The 18,244-nt window shown below is 67.1% G+C and carries 18 protein-coding genes; 12 read left to right on the plus strand and 6 right to left on the minus strand.

The window, feature by feature from the left end; translation table 11 throughout:
• Positions 1–395 precede the first annotated feature (395 nt).
• The 5 genes from ACFU4Z_RS16105 to ACFU4Z_RS16125 all read left to right on the plus strand — a co-directional run bounded on the left by ACFU4Z_RS16105 (position 396) and on the right by ACFU4Z_RS16125 (position 3,983).
• Positions 396–794 carry a PaaI family thioesterase gene (locus ACFU4Z_RS16105; RefSeq protein ID WP_379064274.1) on the plus strand — a complete coding sequence of 133 codons (399 nt, stop codon included), beginning with the start codon at positions 396–398 and terminating at the stop codon, positions 792–794.
• Between the two features lie 80 nt (positions 795–874).
• Positions 875–1,177, plus strand: coding sequence for an urease subunit gamma (locus ACFU4Z_RS16110; protein WP_379063528.1), 303 nt, complete (start codon positions 875–877; stop codon positions 1,175–1,177).
• A gap of 7 nt (positions 1,178–1,184) precedes the next feature.
• A complete protein-coding gene (locus tag ACFU4Z_RS16115; RefSeq protein ID WP_379063530.1) occupies positions 1,185–1,496 on the plus strand; it encodes an urease subunit beta in 312 nt (103 codons plus the stop codon).
• A 56-nt stretch (positions 1,497–1,552) separates the two neighbouring features.
• Positions 1,553–3,274, plus strand: coding sequence for an urease subunit alpha (locus tag ACFU4Z_RS16120; RefSeq protein ID WP_379063532.1), 1,722 nt, complete (start codon positions 1,553–1,555; stop codon positions 3,272–3,274).
• 127 nt (positions 3,275–3,401) lie between these two features.
• Positions 3,402–3,983 (plus strand): YbaB/EbfC family nucleoid-associated protein, encoded by a 582-nt coding sequence (locus ACFU4Z_RS16125; protein WP_379063534.1) that lies wholly within the window; start codon positions 3,402–3,404, stop codon positions 3,981–3,983.
• Between the two features lie 178 nt (positions 3,984–4,161).
• On the opposite strand, the gene ACFU4Z_RS16130 is transcribed toward ACFU4Z_RS16125, so the two are convergent.
• Positions 4,162–5,010, minus strand: coding sequence for an SGNH/GDSL hydrolase family protein (locus ACFU4Z_RS16130; protein WP_379063536.1), 849 nt, complete (start codon positions 5,008–5,010; stop codon positions 4,162–4,164).
• A gap of 187 nt (positions 5,011–5,197) precedes the next feature.
• Here ACFU4Z_RS16130 and ACFU4Z_RS16135 point away from each other — a divergent pair, with 187 nt between their 5' ends.
• Positions 5,198–5,875, plus strand: coding sequence for an O-methyltransferase (locus ACFU4Z_RS16135; protein WP_379063538.1), 678 nt, complete (start codon positions 5,198–5,200; stop codon positions 5,873–5,875).
• Between the two features lie 93 nt (positions 5,876–5,968).
• On the opposite strand, the gene ACFU4Z_RS16140 is transcribed toward ACFU4Z_RS16135, so the two are convergent.
• Complete coding sequence (locus tag ACFU4Z_RS16140) at positions 5,969–6,961, minus strand: zinc-binding dehydrogenase (protein ID WP_379063540.1); 993 nt, start codon at positions 6,959–6,961, stop codon at positions 5,969–5,971.
• A 392-nt stretch (positions 6,962–7,353) separates the two neighbouring features.
• Positions 7,354–8,019, minus strand: a complete 666-nt coding sequence (locus tag ACFU4Z_RS16145) for a TetR/AcrR family transcriptional regulator (protein WP_379063542.1) — start codon at positions 8,017–8,019, stop codon at positions 7,354–7,356.
• 102 nt (positions 8,020–8,121) lie between these two features.
• On the opposite strand from ACFU4Z_RS16145, the gene ACFU4Z_RS16150 reads away from it, so the two are divergent.
• The 5 genes from ACFU4Z_RS16150 to ACFU4Z_RS16170 all read left to right on the plus strand — a co-directional run bounded on the left by ACFU4Z_RS16150 (position 8,122) and on the right by ACFU4Z_RS16170 (position 12,736).
• Positions 8,122–9,600: an MFS transporter gene (locus ACFU4Z_RS16150; RefSeq protein WP_379063544.1), complete on the plus strand. Its 1,479-nt coding sequence runs from the start codon at positions 8,122–8,124 to the stop codon at positions 9,598–9,600.
• Between the two features lie 150 nt (positions 9,601–9,750).
• Positions 9,751–10,620, plus strand: a complete 870-nt coding sequence (locus ACFU4Z_RS16155) for an SDR family NAD(P)-dependent oxidoreductase (RefSeq protein ID WP_379063546.1) — start codon at positions 9,751–9,753, stop codon at positions 10,618–10,620.
• A gap of 62 nt (positions 10,621–10,682) precedes the next feature.
• Positions 10,683–11,339, plus strand: a complete 657-nt coding sequence (locus ACFU4Z_RS16160) for an urease accessory protein UreF (RefSeq protein WP_379063548.1) — start codon at positions 10,683–10,685, stop codon at positions 11,337–11,339.
• Positions 11,340–11,373: 34 nt separating this feature from the next.
• Positions 11,374–12,096, plus strand: coding sequence for an urease accessory protein UreG (gene ureG / locus ACFU4Z_RS16165; RefSeq protein ID WP_379063549.1), 723 nt, complete (start codon positions 11,374–11,376; stop codon positions 12,094–12,096).
• On the plus strand, positions 12,086–12,736 hold the full coding sequence (locus tag ACFU4Z_RS16170) for an urease accessory protein UreD (RefSeq protein WP_379063550.1): 651 nt from the start codon (positions 12,086–12,088) through the stop codon (positions 12,734–12,736). Before ureG ends, ACFU4Z_RS16170 begins: the two co-directional genes overlap by 11 nt.
• Before the next feature lie 262 nt (positions 12,737–12,998).
• Here the strand turns inward: ACFU4Z_RS16170 and ACFU4Z_RS16175 are convergent, their stop codons facing one another.
• Positions 12,999–13,772, minus strand: a complete 774-nt coding sequence (locus ACFU4Z_RS16175) for a hypothetical protein (protein ID WP_379063552.1) — start codon at positions 13,770–13,772, stop codon at positions 12,999–13,001.
• A 249-nt stretch (positions 13,773–14,021) separates the two neighbouring features.
• Positions 14,022–15,482 carry an NAD(P)/FAD-dependent oxidoreductase gene (locus ACFU4Z_RS16180; RefSeq protein WP_379063554.1) on the minus strand — a complete coding sequence of 487 codons (1,461 nt, stop codon included), beginning with the start codon at positions 15,480–15,482 and terminating at the stop codon, positions 14,022–14,024.
• Between the two features lie 226 nt (positions 15,483–15,708).
• On the opposite strand from ACFU4Z_RS16180, the gene ACFU4Z_RS16185 reads away from it, so the two are divergent.
• Positions 15,709–17,193: a cytochrome P450 gene (locus ACFU4Z_RS16185; RefSeq protein WP_379063556.1), complete on the plus strand. Its 1,485-nt coding sequence runs from the start codon at positions 15,709–15,711 to the stop codon at positions 17,191–17,193.
• Positions 17,194–17,246: 53 nt separating this feature from the next.
• Here ACFU4Z_RS16185 and ACFU4Z_RS16190 read toward each other — a convergent pair whose 3' ends face one another.
• Positions 17,247–18,131 (minus strand): tat pathway signal sequence, encoded by an 885-nt coding sequence (locus tag ACFU4Z_RS16190; protein WP_379063558.1) that lies wholly within the window; start codon positions 18,129–18,131, stop codon positions 17,247–17,249.
• Positions 18,132–18,244 lie beyond the last annotated feature (113 nt).

Raw genomic sequence — 18,244 nt, forward strand, 5'->3', positions numbered from 1 at the left:
CTCTAGCTCGCTTCCCCCCCCCGGCTGTTTATGTGTTGCTGTCTTCACTTTTTGTCGTGATCATCGCCGGGGGGGCCCCCACCTATAAAACCCCCCCCCCCCCCCCCCGCCGGCAAAGGATCGGGGCCGCCGCAGCCCTCGGGGCTCGCTCGATCCGAACGCCGAAGTTAGTATAGGTCAGGCTTACCTAACTTTGCAACTGGTGTGATGTGAAGGGTCGGCGACTACGGGAACCCGGGATCTTGTCGTCGACAACTGGCACGCGGTCGGGCAGTAAGGCTCGCGGGAAGCACCGCCCCGGCACGGTCGCCGCATTTGTGTGGTGTAAAGGTGAACGTATGACGCAGCAACATGTGACCGCGATCGAATCGCTGGCCGATGTCACGCCCGAACTCATGACCGAGCTCAGCAAGGGCTCCTTCACCGATCTGATCGGCCTCGAGTTCACCGAGGTGACCCCGGACGTCGTGCGCGGTGAACTGACCGCGGGTCCGCAGCTGCTCCAGCTGGCCGGGATCATCAACGGTGGCGTGTACTGCACGATCGTCGAAACGCTCGCGAGTGTCGGCGCAGGCGTCTGGTTCGCCGCGCAGGGTAATAAGGGGACCGTCGTCGGTGTCAACAACAGCACCGACTTCCTGCGCGCGGTCCGCGAGGGCAAAGTCTACGGCGAGTCGACGCCGCTGCACCGCGGACGGCTGCAGCAGCTCTGGCAGGTGGTACTCACCGACGACGCCGGTCGCACGGTGGCGCGCGGGCAGGTCCGCCTGCAGAACCTGCCCGCCCGGGACTGACGGGCCGCTCGTCGGGCATGGTCGGATCGGCCGTGCCAGAATGGCCGTCATCCATCGATCCGCCCAGCTGAGGAGCCCGTATGCGTCTTTCGCCGCACGAGCAGGAGCGGCTGCTGTTGAGCTACGCGGCCGAGCTGGCCCGGCGTCGGCAGGCCCGCGGGCTCAAGCTCAACCATCCCGAGGCGGTCGCGTTGATCACCGACCATGTGCTGGAGGGCGCGCGGGACGGGCGATCGGTCGCGGAGCTGATGTCGTCGGGGCGAACGGTCCTCGCGCGCGCGGATGTCATGGAGGGTGTGCCGGAGATGATCCACGATGTGCAGGTCGAGGCTACCTTCCCGGATGGCACCAAGCTTGTCACCGTCCACCACCCGATCGGGTGAGCACGCCATGATTCCCGGTGAATACCTCTGTGCCGAAGGCACTATCGAACTGAACGCAGGCGCGGACCGCATCGAGCTCGACGTCGTCAATGCCGGCGACCGGCCGGTCCAGGTCGGCAGCCACGTGCATTTCCCGCAGGCCAATGCCGCGTTGCGGTTCGACAGGGCCGCCGCGCACGGGCGTCGGCTCGACATACCGGCCGGGACCGCCGTCCGCTTCGAACCCGGCCTCGGGCAACGTGTCTCGCTGGTGCCGCTCGGCGGCACTCGTGAGGTCTACGGCATCAGCCCGACCCCGCCCGGCCGTCTCGATGACTAGCGCGCTGCCGTGCGGGCTCGACCTGTGCGACACCGTATTCCGGAAGGAAGGACGCGATGGGTGAACTGAGCCGGGCCCGCTATGCCCAGCTGTACGGACCCACCGCCGGCGACCGGATTCGCCTTGCCGATACCGATCTGCTGATCGAGATCACCGAGGACCGCAGCGGCGGCCCCGGGCGGGCGGGCGACGAGGCGGTGTTCGGCGGTGGCAAGGTGCTGCGCGAATCCATGGGGCAGGCCCGCGCCACCCGCGCCGAGGGCGCGCCGGACACCGTGATCACCGGTGCGGTCATCGTCGACCACTGGGGAATTATCAAGGCCGACATCGGTATTCGCGATGGTCGGATCTGTGCCATCGGCAAGGCGGGCAACCCCGAAACCATGTCAGGCGTGCATCCCGGCCTGGTGGTCGGGCCGTCCACCGAGATCATCGCAGGCAACGGCCGGATCGTCACCGCGGGCGCCATCGACTGCCACGTGCACTTCATCTGTCCGCAGCTGATGGACGAGGCGCTCGGCGGTGGCATCACCACGCTGATCGGTGGCGGCACCGGCCCCGCCGAGGGCAGCAAGGCGACCACCGTGACGCCCGGTTCCTGGCATCTGGCGCGCATGCTGGAGGCCACCGACGGCTGGCCGATGAACATTGTGCTGCTCGGCAAGGGCAACACTGTCAGCGCCGAATCGATGTGGGAGCAATTGCGCGGCGGCGCTTCGGGTTTCAAGCTGCACGAGGACTGGGGCTCGACCCCGGCCGCCATCGATGCCTGCCTCACCGTCGCCGAAGCGGCGGGGGTCCAGGTCGCCTTGCATACGGACACGTTGAACGAGGCGGGCTTCGTCGAAGACACCCTCGCCGCCATCGCGGGCCGCGGCATCCACGCTTATCACACCGAGGGCGCGGGCGGCGGCCACGCGCCCGACATCATCACCGTCGCTTCGCATCTCAACGTGCTGCCCAGCTCCACCAATCCGACTCGGCCGCACACCGTCAACACTCTCGACGAGCATCTGGACATGCTGATGGTGTGCCATCATCTCAGCGCCTCCATTCCGGAGGATCTCGCGTTCGCGGAGAGCCGCATTCGTCCCTCCACCATCGCCGCCGAGGATCTCCTGCACGACCTCGGCGCGATTTCCATGATCGGCAGCGATTCGCAAGCCATGGGCCGCATCGGCGAGGTCGTCATGCGCACCTGGCAGACCGCGCACGTGATGAAACGTCGCCGTGGCGCGCTGCCCGGCGACGGCACTGCCGACAATGTCCGCGTCCAGCGCTACATCGCGAAGTACACCATCTGCCCCGCGATCGCCCACGGCCTCGAGGACGAGATCGGCTCGGTGGAAGTCGGCAAGCTCGCCGACCTGGTCCTCTGGGACCCCGCCTTCTTCGGTGTCCGCCCGCACGCGGTGCTCAAGGGCGGCATGATCGCCTGGGCGGCCATGGGCGACGCCAACGCCTCCATTCCGACGCCGCAACCGGTGCTGCCGCGTCCCATGTTCGGCGCCGCGCCCGCCGTCGCCGCGTCCACCTCCGTGCACTTCGTCTCCGAACACGCGATCGGCGACGGGCTCGCCGATCGTCTCGATGTGCGACGAAAGCTGCTGCCCGTCAAAAACGTTCGCAAGCGGACCAAGGCCGATATGCCGCACAACGATGCCATGCCGCGTATCGAAGTGGACCCCGACACTTTCACCGTCCGCATCGATGGCGAGGTCTGGACCGAACAGCCCGCCGCCGAACTGCCGATGGCACAGCGCTACTTCCTGTTCTGAGCCGGTCCCGGTAACCGGTCGGTTGCACACCACTCGCGCGCGTCGGTAAGGTCGGGCGAATCAGAGTGGGGGCGGGGCGTTCCCATCCAGCGGCGCGGTCGGGCGCACAGCGAAGGGGACGACATCGGTGAGCAACGATCTCAGTGGCGCGGCCGATGAGCTGGCCCGGTGGGCGGAGAATCTGGAGCGCAAAGCGCAGCAGTACCAGGACCTGCAGGGCAGGATGGCCGCTGTCAGCGTGACGGAGACCTCCGCGGACAAGCGCGTCAGCGTCACCGTCGATGCCAATGGTGTCACCACCGGCATCTACCTCGCCCCGAGTTCCCGCGGCATGGACCCCGCCGTCCTCTCCGCCGAACTCATGGCCTGCACCCGCCGCGCCCAGGCGAAACTGCGCACCCAGGTCACCGACCTGGTCCATAACGCCGTCGGTGAAGACGGCCCGGGGCAAGCCATCATCAGTCAGTACGCCGAGAAGTTCCCGGATCCCGACCCGACCGACGCGCCGCCCTCGTACACCCCGCCGCCCGTGCCGCCCGTGCCGCCTGCGCCGTCGCCCACCTTCGCCGCCGCCCCACCGTCAGCGCCCGGGTCGGTGCCGGGCCGGCCACCCGCTGGTACACGCAAGCCCAACCGCGACGACATCGTCGTCCCCGACGAGCCGAGCGAAGAGGACCTGTACTACCAGCGCAAGTCCTGGTTGGAGTGAACCGGTCCGGCTGAACGCGCGGATCCACACATTCCAGGGATCCGGGCCGGCGGAGTCGAGCACTGTCGTCCGTAGCCGGCCGATCGTCGACACCCGGCACAGTCGTGATTCGTGCCGGCCCCGACTTCGCGGCTGCGGTGACGGCCCGGCAGAACCCGGCCAACTCTTGCGGCTGATGTCACCTTGCCGAGCGGATCGCCTGGACAATGATGTCGGCGACGCCGCGCATGCCTTGGAGCGTCGGGTGGTAGGGGACAAGGGTTTCGGTGGCGAGAACGGGGTCGAACCAGCGAACTCCGGTGGGGGCGCACATATCGTGGCCTGCGGCTCGGGATTTGGTGTCGATATAGGTCGCCGATCGGGCGGTTGCCTCACGGGAAACGACGGTGTTGAGCCGGTCGAATTTCGCCTGGACGTAGGGGGCGTCGGCGGGGCGCAGGCCGGGGAGTTCGGGGCAGCCGCCGTCTCTGACATAGAGGGGCCACCCGTCCACGAAGATGGCGGCTTTCGGGGCGAGGTTCGAAATCCGCTGCAGGGCAGCGGAATACGGTGCCGCGATGGCGTCGATATCAGAGTCCCACGCGGGGTCGACGCAAGCTCCGCCGACAATTCCGGCCAGGTGGCAGGTGACGATGTGCTTGGTCATCTGGGCGTCGTTGGCGCCGATGTGGAGGGTCACCAGTCTGGTATCGGGGCCGAGAGCTTCGAATTGCGGTGTGATGCCAGGGCCTTGGGAGCTGGTGAGATCGGTGATCTTGGCCGAGCTGCACGTCCGGTCGTCCAGCCGGAGGCCGAGGTCCTTGGCGACCAGCTTCGGGGTGTTGGTGGTGGAGCGGGCGCATTGCGGCGGAGCGCTGATATCGAAGTTCTGCACTCCGGTCGTCGCCGCGCCGGAATCGCCCAGCGCCACATACTCCGCACCGCCGTCGGCGGGCGCTGCGGCGGCGGGCGTGAGGAATGTGGAGGGGAGTGCCAACAGGCCGGCGGTGAGTGCGGCAGCGTGCCAACGGATCCGGCGGGTTGTCATGGCGGTACTCCCGATCGGTTGGATTCCGGCAACGCCACGGCGAGCCGGGACGAATGTGAGACGCAGCAGTCTCGATTGTGACGCAGGCTACTCGCTGCGCCGCGGCTCTCGCAAGACCATGCGCCGCGAAATCGGCAGGCCGGGTTCACGAGCCGCGACAACCCTGTCGCGGTGGCAGACTGCGACTATGACGACATTCGACTGGGCCGATGTTGACGCTTATCTCGCAGACAGGCTGGTGGGCGACCGGGATACGGCGGCGGCGCTGGCGACGAACGCGGCGGAAGGGCTGCCCGCCATCGATGTATCCGCCGCACAAGGGAAGTTTCTGCACCTGGTCGCGCGGTCGATCGGAGCGCGGCGGGTGCTCGAGATCGGCACACTCGGCGGATACAGCACGATTTGGCTGGCCCGTGCGGTGGGGGAGAAGGGTTTGGTGGTCACCCTCGAATTCGAACCTCGCCATGCCGAGGTGGCGCGCGGGAACGTGGACCGCGCCGGTGTGGGCGATCAGGTCGACATCCGAGTCGGTGCCGCGCTCGACAGCCTGCCTGTGCTCGCTGCCGAGGAGCCCGAGCCTTTCGACCTGGTATTCATCGACGCCGACAAGGTGAACAACTCGAACTACGTCCAGTGGGCGCTGCGGTTGACCCGCCCCGATTCGGTGATCATCGTCGATAATGTGGTTCGCAACGGTGCGGTGGCCGACGGGGCGTCCACCGAACCGGCGGTTCAAGCCAGCCGCGATCTGATCGAACTCCTGTCGAACAACCCGCAGCTGGACGCAACCGTCCTGCAAACCGTGGGCTCAAAAGGCTGGGACGGCTTCGTCTACGCCATCGTCAACGCCGAGACTCCCACCTGATCCCATCGCAGCGTCGCGAGCGGGACCTGGTGCAGGGCGCTTCTCGGGGAGATGCGGCAACCAGGTCCCGCTCGTACGCGGGCAGGGTGGGGGTCAGGGGATCAGGACTACTTTGCCGACCGTGGCGCGGGTTTGCAGTGCGTGGTGGGCGTTCGCGGCGTCGGCGAGCGCGAAGCGCTGGACGGCTGGGCGCAGGCGGCCCGCGGCAGCCTCGGCGAGGGCGCGGTCTTCGAGGATGCGGACGGTGCCGCCGACTCGCTGCAGCATCGGCGGTCCGATGACCATCTGCGAAGTGATGCCGCGCTCGGCCATTTCCTCCTCGCTGAACGCGAACGGCTGGTCACCGGGCTTTCTGCTGGACCAGCCGTAGACGAGATGGTGTCCACCTCTGCCGAGTAGATGTACTGCGGCACGGGTGATTTCGCCGCCGACCGAGTCGAAAAGGATGGTGGCGCTGCGGTCGCCGAGTTGTGCTCGGACCTGCTCGACCCAGTCGGACTGGGTGTAGTCGACGGCGATGTCCGCGCCATTGCGTTGCACCAGTTCGACTTTCGCGGGCCCGCCGGCGAGTCCGACCACTGTCGCCCCGGTGTTCCGGGCGTACTGGACCAGTAGTGTCCCGATGCCGCCCGCGGCGGCTGTCACCACTGCGATGCTGTCCGGGCCTAGCTCGGCGAACTGCAGGATGCCCATGGTGGTGCGGCCGGTGCCGATCACGGCGACCGCCGCCGCCGGATCGATATTGTCCGGAATCTCGTGCAGCCGAGCGGCTTCCGTCACTGCGAGCTGGGCGTAGCCGCCGGGCGCGTTGCCGAGATGCGCGACGACCTGTTTGCCGAGCCATGCGGTGTCGACATCGGGACCGATCCGGTCGACGGTCCCGGCGACCTCGCGCCCTGGGACAGTGGGCAGCTCGGGGAGGGGGACCGGGCCTTGCGCGCCGCTCCGGATGGCGGTGTCGATCACGTGGACGCCGGCTGCCGCGACCGCGATGCGCACTTGGCTCGGTCCGGGTTCCGGATCCGGGACCTTTTCGTAGCGCAGGTTCTCGGCGGGGCCGAACGCATGAAGTTGGATGACGTGCACGGGGACTCCTGTTCGCGGGATGGTCGCGACCCACTCTTCAACATCAACGATGGTTCAGGTCAATTGCTGGTACGCCGTGCGATGGCGGGCGTACAGCTACGGAACCGGCGCCGAAATAGATCATCATACGTAGATATGCGCATTAACGCACTTGTGTCTCTGGCAGGGCCTCTCAACGCCCGGCGGGGCCGGGGGCAGCAAGGATGGGAGGGTGAGACCCCGTGTTCGCCGTTCAGGTGCGCGCAGGCGAGGAGAAGATGCTTGCTCTCGAGATGTGCGCCTGTGCGCAGTTTCGGGGGCGACTACTGCCGATCCACGACCGCGCACGCGCACGCGCAAAGAGGTATCGGCGAAGGTCTACCCAAGTGGGCTGGCGGCGCTGCCATGCAGTCTTACCGCTTGGCGCGCGCCTCGAAGCCGTCGCAGAGTGCGGACAGGCCGAGGTAGAGGAGGTCCTCGGAGGTCAGGTCGCTCACGCCGATGCCGTCCAGTTCGGCGAGTGCGGGCGGAACTGGCTGTTGTGACTTTCCTTGCAGCAAGGCGCGCAGTCCGTTGTCCCCTTCGGGGTTGATTCCGTCGCGGGCGAACAGGGCGCCGCTGATCTGCGGCAAGGTTGCGCCGGAGATGTAGTTCCACACCGTGAAGGCCATGGTGGTCGCCTCGCGGGCCGAGACGTTCAGCTCGCGCAGCCCCTCGACGAGCCACGCCAGGCATGCCAGGCTCTGTGGGCCGAAGCTGTAGCGGGGCATCGCGAAGGTGAGCAGCACCCATGGATGTTGTTGGTAGAGCGCCCAATCGATCTCGGCGGCGATGCGGACCCGGTCACGCCAGGTCCAGTTCCTGCCCTCTGGTGACGGGTACGGATTGCGGCGTGCGACCTCGTCGGTCATCGCGGCGAGCAGCTCGTCCTTGTTCGCGACGTGCCGGTAGAGCGACATGGCGCCGACGCCCATGCGCTCGGCGATGTGGCGCATCGACAGCGCATCCAGGCCGCCGGTGTCGGCCAAGGTGATGGCGGTGTCGACGATGGCGGATTTGGTGAGCTTCGGCTCAGTCATCCTATGACTCGCTTCCAGTTCCCGGCTCGGTTGCGTACACTGTACCCGGGCTGATGCGTACGGCGTACGCGACACGGGAATCGAATCGACTGAGGTGTTGGAATGACAGAGGTGCAGGCAGTGCGGCCGACAACGGCGCCATTACCGGCCGGCTCGCGCCGGGCCTGGATGGGTCTTGCGGTGCTTGTGCTGCCGGTGCTGCTGGTGTCGATGGACATCTCGGTGCTGTTCCTCGCCATGCCCACCCTCACCCTCGACCTCGACCCGTCGGCCACTCAGCAACTGTGGATCCTGGACATCTATGGCTTCCTGATCGCGGGCCTGCTGATTGCCATGGGCAATCTCGGCGACCGGATCGGGCGGCGCAATATCCTGCTTGTCGGCGCCTCGGTCTTCGGCGTGGCATCGGTCATCGCCGCCTTCGCGCCGAGCGCGGGTGTGCTGATAGCGGCGCGCGCTCTGATGGGCGTTGGCGGCGCGACGCTGCTGCCGTCGAGCCTCGCCCTGATTTCCAGCCTCTTCCCGAATGCTCGTGAGCGTGCCGCCGCCATCGGCGTGTGGACCGCCTTCTTCGCAGGCGGCTCGGCGGTCGGTCCCATCCTCGGCGGGCTGCTGCTGCACCATTTCTGGTGGGGCTCGGTCTTTCTCATCAACATTCCGGTGCTGCTGATCCTGCTCGCCTTCGGCCCGTTCCTGCTGCCGGAGCACCGCTCCGGTGTGCTCGGCCCGCTGGACATCCCGAGTGTCGTGCTGTCGATCGGCGGAATTCTTCCGGTGGTGTACGCGATCAAGCACCTTGCGGCCGAAGGTCTGGATGTGGAGGCACTCGCCATCGGGTTGGTCGGTGTGGCATTGCTGATCGTCTTCGTGCGGCGGCAGCGGCAGCTGGCCGAACCGCTGCTCGATCTGCGCTTGTTCCGTCGGGCCCAGTTCTCTGTCGCGATCGGCTCGAGCCTGACCGGCATGATGTCGCTGGCCGCGATGAGCTACCTCACCAGCGTCTATCTACAGTCGGTCACCGGGCGAGACCCCTTGGCGGCAGCCATGTTCGGCATCCCGATGGCGGTGGCGGTGTTCGTGTTCTCGATGGGCGGCGCTCGTGTGGCCCGGCGCTTCGGTATCCGGAATTCCTTCGTGTTCGCCCTGCTGGCCTCGGCGGTCGGCAATCTGCTGCTGCTCGGTGTCGGCGTCGACGGCGGCCTCGCGTGGTATCTCATCGGATCCACCATCGCTGGTATCGGCTATGGCCTCGCCTTCACCATGGTGTCCGAGGTCGCGGTCTCCTCGGTGCCGCCGGAGCGGGCCGGCTCGGCCGTCGGCATTTCCGAGACCAGCTTCGAGCTGGGCAATGCCCTCGGCCTCGCGCTCCTGGGTTCGGTTGCGGCCTTGGTCTTCCGGTCGGGCGGGGACTACTCGGCCACGCTGGGCGAGACCGTTCAGCGGTCCGGCGGCAACACCGCCCTCATCGACTCCGCACGCGAGTCGTTCGTCGCCGGCATGCATGTGGCGACGTCGGTCGGCGCTGTGCTGTTGGTCGTCATGGCAGTCGTGGCCTATTTCGCTCCGCGGCAGCATCGCTGATCGCGCCGGAGGACGACGCGGCTTCATCGACCGCCCCGGCGCGGGAGTGCGCCGAGAGGGCCTGCCGCGGTGCCCTCGGGAACGGCGGGTGATCATATCGGCCGTCGATACCGGATGTGCGGTGGCTCCTCGGCCAATACAGTCGAGGGTGTGAACGAGACACCGGCCACCGGCATTGGACGGCCGCTCGCCGAGCGGATCGCGAGCCGACTGCTCTACCCGACCTCGCGGCCGCGCGAGACACTGTTGCGTGCGGAGGTCTCCGGCCGGATCGTCCTGGTGACCGGCGCGTCGCACGGCATCGGTAAGGCCAGCGCCGCCAAGCTGGGAGCGGCCGGTGCGATCGTGCTGCTGGTGGCGCGTTCGCGCCCGGACCTCGAGCAGGTGGCCGCCGAGATCACCGTAGCGGGTGGCACCGCACACGTGCACCCCACGGATTTGACCGACATGGACGCCGTTGAGCGGCTCGGCCGCGAACTGCTCGAGGCGCATGGGCACATCGACGTGCTGGTGAACAATGCGGGCAAGTCGATTCGCCGGTCGATCGACGAATCCTATGATCGCTTCCACGATTTCACCCGCACTATCGACGTGAACTACCTCGGCCCGGTGAAGCTGCTGCTGACATTGCTGCCGAGTATGCGTGCACGCGGGCAGGGCCACATCGTCAACATCTCCACCTGGGGCGTGCTGATGCCGCCCGCACCGAGGTGGGCGGCGTATGGCGCCTCGAAATCCGCCTTCGACGTCTGGCTGCGCAGCGTCGCCGCCGAAATCGCCGCCGACAAGGTCACCACCACCTCGATCTACATGCCCCTCGTCCACACCAGGATGAGCGCACCCACCGACTTCAGCCGTGTCCCCGGCCTCACTGTCGACGAAGCCTCCGACCTCGTCTGTCACGCGATCACCGCCAAGCCGCGCGAGATCGCTCCATGGTGGTCGTCCGGCGTGCAAGCCTGGTCGGACCTGACCCGTGGCCGAGCCCAGCGGTTCATGGAACGCACCTTTCGCCGCTGACGTCGCCGGTGTGGAAAAAGCGCCGGGCGTCGGCTCCGACACGCGGGGCATAGGATCGACGGATGTCACGATCCGCCGAGCGAGCTACCAGCCTGGCGATGCTTTTCACGCTCGCCGATTCACGGCTGCCGATAGGCGGGCACGTGCACTCCGGCGGCGTCGAGGAGGCGGTTGCTTCCGGGCTCGTGCGCGATGTCGCGACGGTGGAGCTTTACCTACGTCGTCGGATACGCACCTCCGGGCTGGTTGCCGCGTCGTTGGCGGCGGCGGTGTGCTCGGGTGTGCTCGAGCCGGTCCGTGCGGAGGCCGAGGCTGATGCGAGGACGCCCGCGCCCGGTGCCCGCACGGCATCGCGCGCACAAGGTCGCGGTCTCCTGCGTCTGGCCAAACAGATTTGGCCGCAACATGATTGGGTCGCGCTCGGGTCGCGTCCGCATCTGTCCACGGTGTTCGGCATGGTCGGTGCGGCCTGCGAGGTCACGCCGCTGGAGACTGCGGGTGTCGTCCTTTACACGACACTGACCGGCGCGGCGACCGCTGCCCAGCGACTGCTCGCCTTGGATCCGGCCGCCATTGCCGCGTGCACGGTCCGGCTCACCGATCTGTGCGATCGAACCGCCGCCGAGGCCGCGACCGGACTCGCGGCGCTGTCGGATCCATTGCAGGACGTGCTTGCCCAACGCCACGCGCAACGGGAAATGCCGCTGTTCGCCAGCTGACCGCGCCGGACCCGAGACAAGGAGATCCTCACTCATGCCCCCACATCTGATCGACGGCGAACCGCACGCTCACACCTACAATCGGCCCAAGCGTGCCCGCACAGCGGGGGAGGCGCTGCGCATCGGCATCGGAGGACCGGTTGGTTCCGGCAAGACCGCGCTGGTTGCCGCGCTGTGCAGGCAGCTGCGTGACGAGCTGTCGCTCGCGGTGCTGACCAACGACATCTACACCACCGAGGACGCGGACTTCCTGCGCAGGCACGCGGTATTGCCGGACGAGCGGATCGCCGCGGTGCAGACCGGTGGTTGCCCGCACACCGCCATTCGCGACGACATCACCGCGAACCTCGACGCCATCGACGATCTGATCGCGGCGAATCCGCCGCTCGATCTGATCCTGGTGGAATCCGGCGGCGACAACCTCACCGCGACGTTCTCCTCCGGGCTGATCGACGTGCAGATCTTTGTCGTCGATGTCGCGGGCGGCGACAAGGTGCCGCGCAAGGGCGGCCCCGGCGTCACCTTCTCGGACTTGTTGGTGATCAACAAGACCGATCTCGCCCCGCTGGTCGGCGCCGACCTCGGCGTCATGGAGCGCGACGCGGCGAAGGTGCGCGAGGGACGCCGGACGGCAATGATTTCGCTCACCGACGATCCGGCGGCAACGCCGGTGCTCGGCTGGGTGCGCGAGCAATTGCGAGCGGTCGCCGAACAGGATCACCAGCCCGGCGCTGCCGAATCGGCCGTTGCGCACTGAATTACGCATCGTCGCGGCCGTCGGCTCACTACCGGAGATCCATGCGAGCGGTGGGCTGACGGCCCGGCGCACCGGTCCCGACACGGTGCACATGATCGGTACTGCCGCCACCCCACTCGGCGGTGACGAGCTCGATATCGCGATCAGGGTCGGCCCCGGCGCACGATTGGTGGTCCGCTCGGTGGCGGCGACCATCGCGTTGCCCAGCGCCGCGACCCCGCTATCGAACGCGCGGTGGCGTTTCGAGGTCGCGGCAGGGGGCGAGCTGGACTTCGAGCCGGGGCCGACGATCGTGGCGGGCGGCGCACACCATCACGCCGTCACCACGGTCCGATTGGCGACCGGTGCCCGGTTGCGGTTGCGCGAACGGGTGCAGATCGGCCGGGTCGGCGACGACGGCGGTGGCTGGCGCGGCGATGTGATCGCCGACATCGGCGACCTTCCGCTACTTCGGCACCGCGTGGCACTCGGCGCGGGTGGCGCGGTCGACGATGGACTCGCCGCGTCGCGCGCGTTGGACAGTGAGCTCGTCTATCCCGACGATCGTCCGGTCGAGACAACCGGTTTGACCGCCTGCCGCTTGCCGTTGGCGGCAGGCGGCACGCTGTTCACCCGAGTCGGGTCACTGCTCGCCAGCTGATCCACCGACCGATGAATCGCGTGCAGCGGACCACAATCCGCTGATTGCTGAATAGTTGCTATTGTGTGGCGCGGCGCGCCGTGCTGATCTCGTCCGGGTGCCGGCTCGGGCGGTGTTCCGCTCCAGCCGAGCGAGAGTCGCCGATGGCCGCGCACGAAGAATGTGCGGTCGATGCGGTTAGCCGAGCGCGAGCTGGGACATAAGAGAAGGGTGGGAACTCGACAGTGTCGTCGAGTTCCCACCCTTCCCGGTTCGAGCTCGATCAGTCGCCGACGACCCGTGCGGGTGCGTTGAAGGCGTTGATCGCACCGACTGCGGCACCGGCTGCGGCACCGACGGCTGCCGCGGGGATCGTGATCACCGCGGCACCGACACTTGCGCCGAGCATCGGCCCTGCCACGAGGCCGAACGGCAGCATCGGCACGCCGACCACCAAGCCGACTACGCCGCCGAGCATGGCCGAGGTCAGCGCGATCGGGGCCGACGTGGCTGCCCCCGCTGCCGCACCCATTGCGGCGGTTCCGATGGTCTGTCCTGCGATCCGGTCGGACCTGCTACGTTCCATCCCGAGCGAATCGAGGAACGTCGCGAAATTGGCCTCGGCCAGCGCGGAACTGTCGTTGATCTGGATCGCCTGTTCCTGGTTGATCCAGTCCGGAGCCGGAATCGTGACGTCACCGAAGCGGAACTGACCGGGCGGTGGCGCGATCGGCGGCACCGGGGCCACCAGGGCGGGTGGGTGTAGCACCCCGACGGGCGCGAGATAGCGCTTGTCTGGCGCGGGTCGCGACCACTGCAGTGAACTGTGCGTGTCGTCAGGGATGTTCAGCCCCTCGTACGGCATCGCGTTGGGCGTGTCGGCCGCAGGCCACTGCCGCTTCTGCTCGGGGTGCGTGACCGCGTTCGACTGAGCGGGTTCGGCATTGGCTGTGCCGGTTCCCACCAGTGCCAGGACTAGCGGTACCGCACCCGCCGCGACCATCGAACCCACTTTTTGTCGCTGCGGGTTGGGAGCTCTGTGCTTGCCCGTGGCCATGCATCACCTTTCTTTCCGGAGAGTTATTCGACTTCCCACATTCGGACCCACGGGGCAAGACGGATTGGTCGATTCTCAGGCAAGGCAAAGGTTTTGATATTGCCAAATATTAGCTGTGGCGCTGCGCTGTGAGGTTCACAGCGGTTGTCTCCTAGAAATCCGCGTCCGATTCACGCGGGCCGGCAGTTGGCTGGGCAAGTGGAACGTGGGCGAGCCGAACGGTGATGCTGATCGGCCGCGGCCGTCCCCTCAGCCTGCCCTGCGGTCGGCTACCGCCTTCTCCGCCTTGTCGAGGGCCTTGGCCTTCTCCACGGTCTTCCCGTTCTCGGCTGGCGGCGCGCCGAGCGCGGCCGCCAGCTCGTCGGCGTCCTCCTCGTCGGCATTGACCGTCTCGAGTGCGAGCCGGGCGAACACCCACTGCTCGGTCGCCGCCATCTGGCCGCGGCTACGCCCGAGGAAGGTCACGAACCACTGGATGACGGTGATGATCCGGCTGCGGTAGCCGACCAGGTAGTAGAGGTGCAGCGCGAGCCAGGCCAGCCAGGCGATGAACCCGCCGAACTCCAGCTTGCCGATCTGGCAGACGGCGCTGAACCGCGACACCGTCGCCATGCTGCCCTTGTTGAAATACTTGAACGGCTTGCGATCCTGCGGCGCTTGGCCTTTCAGGCCGGCCTTGATCTGCTTGGCCGCATAGGTCGAACCCTGGATCGCGCCCTGCGCCATGCCGGGCACGTCCGGCACCGACATCAGGTCGCCGACGACGAAAACGTTCGGGTAGCCCTTGATGGTGAGGTCGGGTTCGACGATGACCCTCCCGGCGCGATCGACCTGGGTGCCCTCGGACTGCTCGGCGAGCATCTTGCCGAGAGGGCTGCCCTGGACGCCGGCCGACCACACCTTGCAGGAGGACTCGATGCGGCGAACGGTGCCGTCGGAGTCCTTCACCGTGACGCCGTGCGCGTCGATATCGGTCACCATGGCATTGAGCTGGATCTCGACGCCCATCTTCTCGAGCCGCCGCTGCGCCTTGCCGCCCAGCTTCGGGCCCATCGGGCCGAGCACCGCGCCCGCGCCTTCGAGCAGGACGACTCGGGCGTCACGGGGATCGATGTTGTGGAACGTGCCTTCGAGGGTGCGATCGGAGAGTTCGGCGATCTGGCCCGCCAACTCGACACCGGTGGGTCCGGCACCGACGACCACGAAGGTGAGCAGCCGGTCTCGCATTTCCTGCGTGGTGGCCAGCTCGGCCCCTTCGAACGCGCCCAGGATGCGCGCGCGTAGCTCGAGTGCGTCATCGATGGTCTTCATGCCCGGCGCGTAGGTGGCGAACTTGTCGTTGCCGAAGTACGACTGCTGCGCGCCGGTCGCCACGATCAGGCTGTCGAACTCGGTGACCGTGTTCTGGTTGAGCAGTTGCGAGGTCACCGTCTTGGACTGCAGGTCGATATCGATGACGTCGCCGAGCAGCACCTGCGCGTTTTTCTGCTTCCGCAGGACCAGGCGGGTGGCCGGGGCGATTTCACCGACCGAGAGGATGCCGGTGGCCACCTGGTAGAGCAGCGGCTGGAACAGGTGGGTGGAGGTCTTGGAGATCAGGGTGACGTCCACATCGGCGTGCTTGAGGTGCTTGGTTCCGAACAAGCCGCCGAAGCCGGAGCCGATAACCACCACCCGATGACGACGGTTCTCGACAGACTCAGTGCTCATCGTCCTGCTCCTCGACAGACCTGGGCTTGGCCCCACGAACGTTGTTGACCCGCCTTACGGTAGTCGGCGCTGACTCGACCGTCACGGCGAGATCCCGGTTCCTGCTGTGCTGCGAAGCGATACCACCCTGCCGCCGATCCGCCGGGTGGCGCATTGATGGGGCGAACCGACCGAATGAATGTGAGAAAGAGAATACGATAGATGCTGTCGTTCAGGGAGGTTTGCCATGGTTGCCCGCGACCGTGTCGTCGGCCGAAAGCCCAGCGCACAGCTTGAATCCGAGAATGCTTCGTTGATCGATATCCCTGAGGGGCACCTCATCGATCGCGCATTGCGGCGCGTTCCGGAGCGCCGCAGGGTTCTCGCCTCACCACCCCGTGGCAGCGCTACCACCGCGGTCGACGGTGACGCGGGTCTGCCCTATTTCGGGCGCGGACTGCACTATCTGCGGTGGGGTCCGGCGGAGATGATGAACCGCTATCGCCGCTACGGCCCGGTGTCGCTCAACAGCTCCCTCGGCATCGACCGGGTGCTGGTGTGCGGACCCGATGCGATCGACGAGGTGCTCGGCAAGCGCCGTCGCGATTTCGGTCAGGGCTGGAACTATTTCATCGGCCCGTTCTTCGGGCGCGGTCTGCTGCTGCTCGAATTCGATGAGCACATGTTCCATCGCCGGATCATGCAGCAGGCGTTCACCAGGGACCGGCTGGAGGCCCATCTGGCCGCGCTGACGCCGGTGGCAGGCGAGGCAATCGGGCGCTGGGTGCCGCGTGGCGAGATCCGCAGGACGGTCAAGCTGTATCCGGCGATCAAGGAACTGACCCTCGAGATCGCGGGGGAGACCTTCATGGCCGTCGATGTCGGCGCCCAACGCCGCATGCTGCTGGACGCCTTCCTCGACTGCACGCACGCCGGGCTCTCGATCATCCGGCATCCGGTCCCCGGCGGTCATTGGCGTGCGGGTCTGCATGGCCGCAAGGTGCTGGAGGACTACTTCACGGCGATGCTGCCGCAAAAGCGGCACACCGAATCATCGGACTTCTTCTCCGGTCTGTGCCATGCGCGTACCGAGGACGGTGCGGAATTCAGCGACGCCGATGTGGTGAACCACATGATCTTCCTGATCATGGCCGCCCACGACACCACCACGACGACGGCCACGACGGTCGCCTACTACCTGGGCAAACATCCGCAATGGCAGCAGCGGGTGCGGGCCGAAGTGTCGGCTATCGATCACGAAACCGGCAGTGCCGCACCGACGATCGCGGATCTGGACCGAATGCGCGATCTCGACCTGGTGATCAAGGAGAGTCTGCGGCTGGTGCCGCCGGTGCCCGGTCTGGTGCGGCGGGCGGTGCGCGACACCGAGATCGCGGGCCGCTACATTCCGGCGGGCACGCCCTGCGATCTCGCCTACAGCGTCAACCACCTGCTACCGGAGCTGTGGACGAGACCTGAGCGATTCGACCCCGAGCGTTTCGCCGAACATCGCAGGGAAGACAAGTCGCACCGCCTCGCCTGGCTGCCGTTCGGTGCGGGCGCACACAAGTGCATCGGCATGCACTTCGGCACCTTCGAGGTCAAAACGATCATCGCCGCATTGGTGCGCGAATACGAGTGGACGATCCCCGAGGGCTATCGAATGCCCTGGGGCTTCTCGACCATTCCGTTTCCGAGAGACGGCGCTCCAGTCGATCTGCGCCGTCTGTGACGGGACCGCGCAGCAGCAGCTGCGGGCGTCGGCTGCTGCGCGGTCGCGGGTGGTCAGCGTCCGGCGAAAAGGAGTTCCGCAACCTTGGTGTCGGTCTCGGCGCCCTCGGTGTAGCCGCCCGCATCGCCGAGCGAACTCATGATCGCCAGGGTGTAGCGCTCGCCGGGGCCCGCGAAGCCGACCGAATTCACCACCCAGCCACCTTGCTCGGCGGACCAGCCGTTCTTCAGACCCGGTTGCATCTTCGGACCCGCGCCCCACACACCCCAGTGCTGGTTCATGTCCACCGAACGCATCCGGTCGAAGAGATAGCTACGGTCGTCGGGATGCATGTGCGTGAAGATATTGTCCATCAACCGGTCCAGGTCGGCGGCCGTGCACTTCTGGAAGGACCAGTCCGGGAACAACGCGGTGGCCGTCGGCAGCGGGACGAGGGTGGCCATCCCGTTGGCGCGGAAGGCATTGTTGTAGGCCATCCGGTCGAAGCCCGCGTACTTGTTCCACAGGAAATCGGCGGCGGCGTCGTTGGAGGTCGCCAGCATCGACTCCATCAGTCCGCGATCGCCTGGCGTGAGGTCGATCGCGCCGACCCGCGCGCGATTGAGCAGGTCCTCGGCGATCGCGAGCTTGATGGTCGAGGCGGTCCAGACCGAGTTCTCGGCATTCTCGTTCGCGTACACCCCACCGCTGACCCGATCACGCACCACGTAGCCGGTAACACCGGGCCGACCGCTCAAGTAGGCGTCCACGGCCGCGATCCGGTTGCTCATGTCGCAGTCGAAGCCGGGCAGGCAGCCCTGCATGTGCGCGGGCGGCGCGGCGTTCGCGATCGGTAATAGCGCAGGTGCGCTCGGTATCAAGATCGCCGCGGCAGCAAGGACACAGGTTGATGCGGCCACGCGGGGAACGGCCCGGGTGACGGCCAAGGGGTAACGCACGAGGGACCACGATGGCACATCGGCGCGCTGGGCGCACGTCTTGAGCTGGGCTGGCGACTGTGCTACTGCGAACGTTGCGCGCTTGCCTTGCAGTGTCTTTCGCAGCACGCTGA

The sequence above is a fragment of the Nocardia sp. NPDC057440 genome, assembly GCF_042802915.1.
Lineage (GTDB): Bacteria > Actinomycetota > Actinomycetes > Mycobacteriales > Mycobacteriaceae > Nocardia.

What these genes read in the sequence shown, in the direction of transcription:
- ACFU4Z_RS16175 (WP_379063552.1), bottom strand. Translation starts at nt 13,772, where the DNA reads ATGGCCACGGGCAAGCACAGAGCTCCCAACCCGCAGCGACAAAAAGTG.
- ACFU4Z_RS16135 (WP_379063538.1), top strand. Translation starts at nt 5,198, where the DNA reads ATGACGACATTCGACTGGGCCGATGTTGACGCTTATCTCGCAGACAGG.
- ACFU4Z_RS16160 (WP_379063548.1), top strand. Translation starts at nt 10,683, where the DNA reads ATGTCACGATCCGCCGAGCGAGCTACCAGCCTGGCGATGCTTTTCACG.
- ACFU4Z_RS16105 (WP_379064274.1), top strand. Translation starts at nt 396, where the DNA reads ATGACCGAGCTCAGCAAGGGCTCCTTCACCGATCTGATCGGCCTCGAG.
- ACFU4Z_RS16180 (WP_379063554.1), bottom strand. Translation starts at nt 15,482, where the DNA reads ATGAGCACTGAGTCTGTCGAGAACCGTCGTCATCGGGTGGTGGTTATC.
- ACFU4Z_RS16120 (WP_379063532.1), top strand. Translation starts at nt 1,553, where the DNA reads ATGGGTGAACTGAGCCGGGCCCGCTATGCCCAGCTGTACGGACCCACC.
- ACFU4Z_RS16110 (WP_379063528.1), top strand. Translation starts at nt 875, where the DNA reads ATGCGTCTTTCGCCGCACGAGCAGGAGCGGCTGCTGTTGAGCTACGCG.
- ureG (WP_379063549.1), top strand. Translation starts at nt 11,374, where the DNA reads ATGCCCCCACATCTGATCGACGGCGAACCGCACGCTCACACCTACAAT.
- ACFU4Z_RS16150 (WP_379063544.1), top strand. Translation starts at nt 8,122, where the DNA reads ATGACAGAGGTGCAGGCAGTGCGGCCGACAACGGCGCCATTACCGGCC.
- ACFU4Z_RS16145 (WP_379063542.1), bottom strand. Translation starts at nt 8,019, where the DNA reads ATGACTGAGCCGAAGCTCACCAAATCCGCCATCGTCGACACCGCCATC.
- ACFU4Z_RS16185 (WP_379063556.1), top strand. Translation starts at nt 15,709, where the DNA reads ATGGTTGCCCGCGACCGTGTCGTCGGCCGAAAGCCCAGCGCACAGCTT.
- ACFU4Z_RS16115 (WP_379063530.1), top strand. Translation starts at nt 1,185, where the DNA reads ATGATTCCCGGTGAATACCTCTGTGCCGAAGGCACTATCGAACTGAAC.
- ACFU4Z_RS16130 (WP_379063536.1), bottom strand. Translation starts at nt 5,010, where the DNA reads ATGACAACCCGCCGGATCCGTTGGCACGCTGCCGCACTCACCGCCGGC.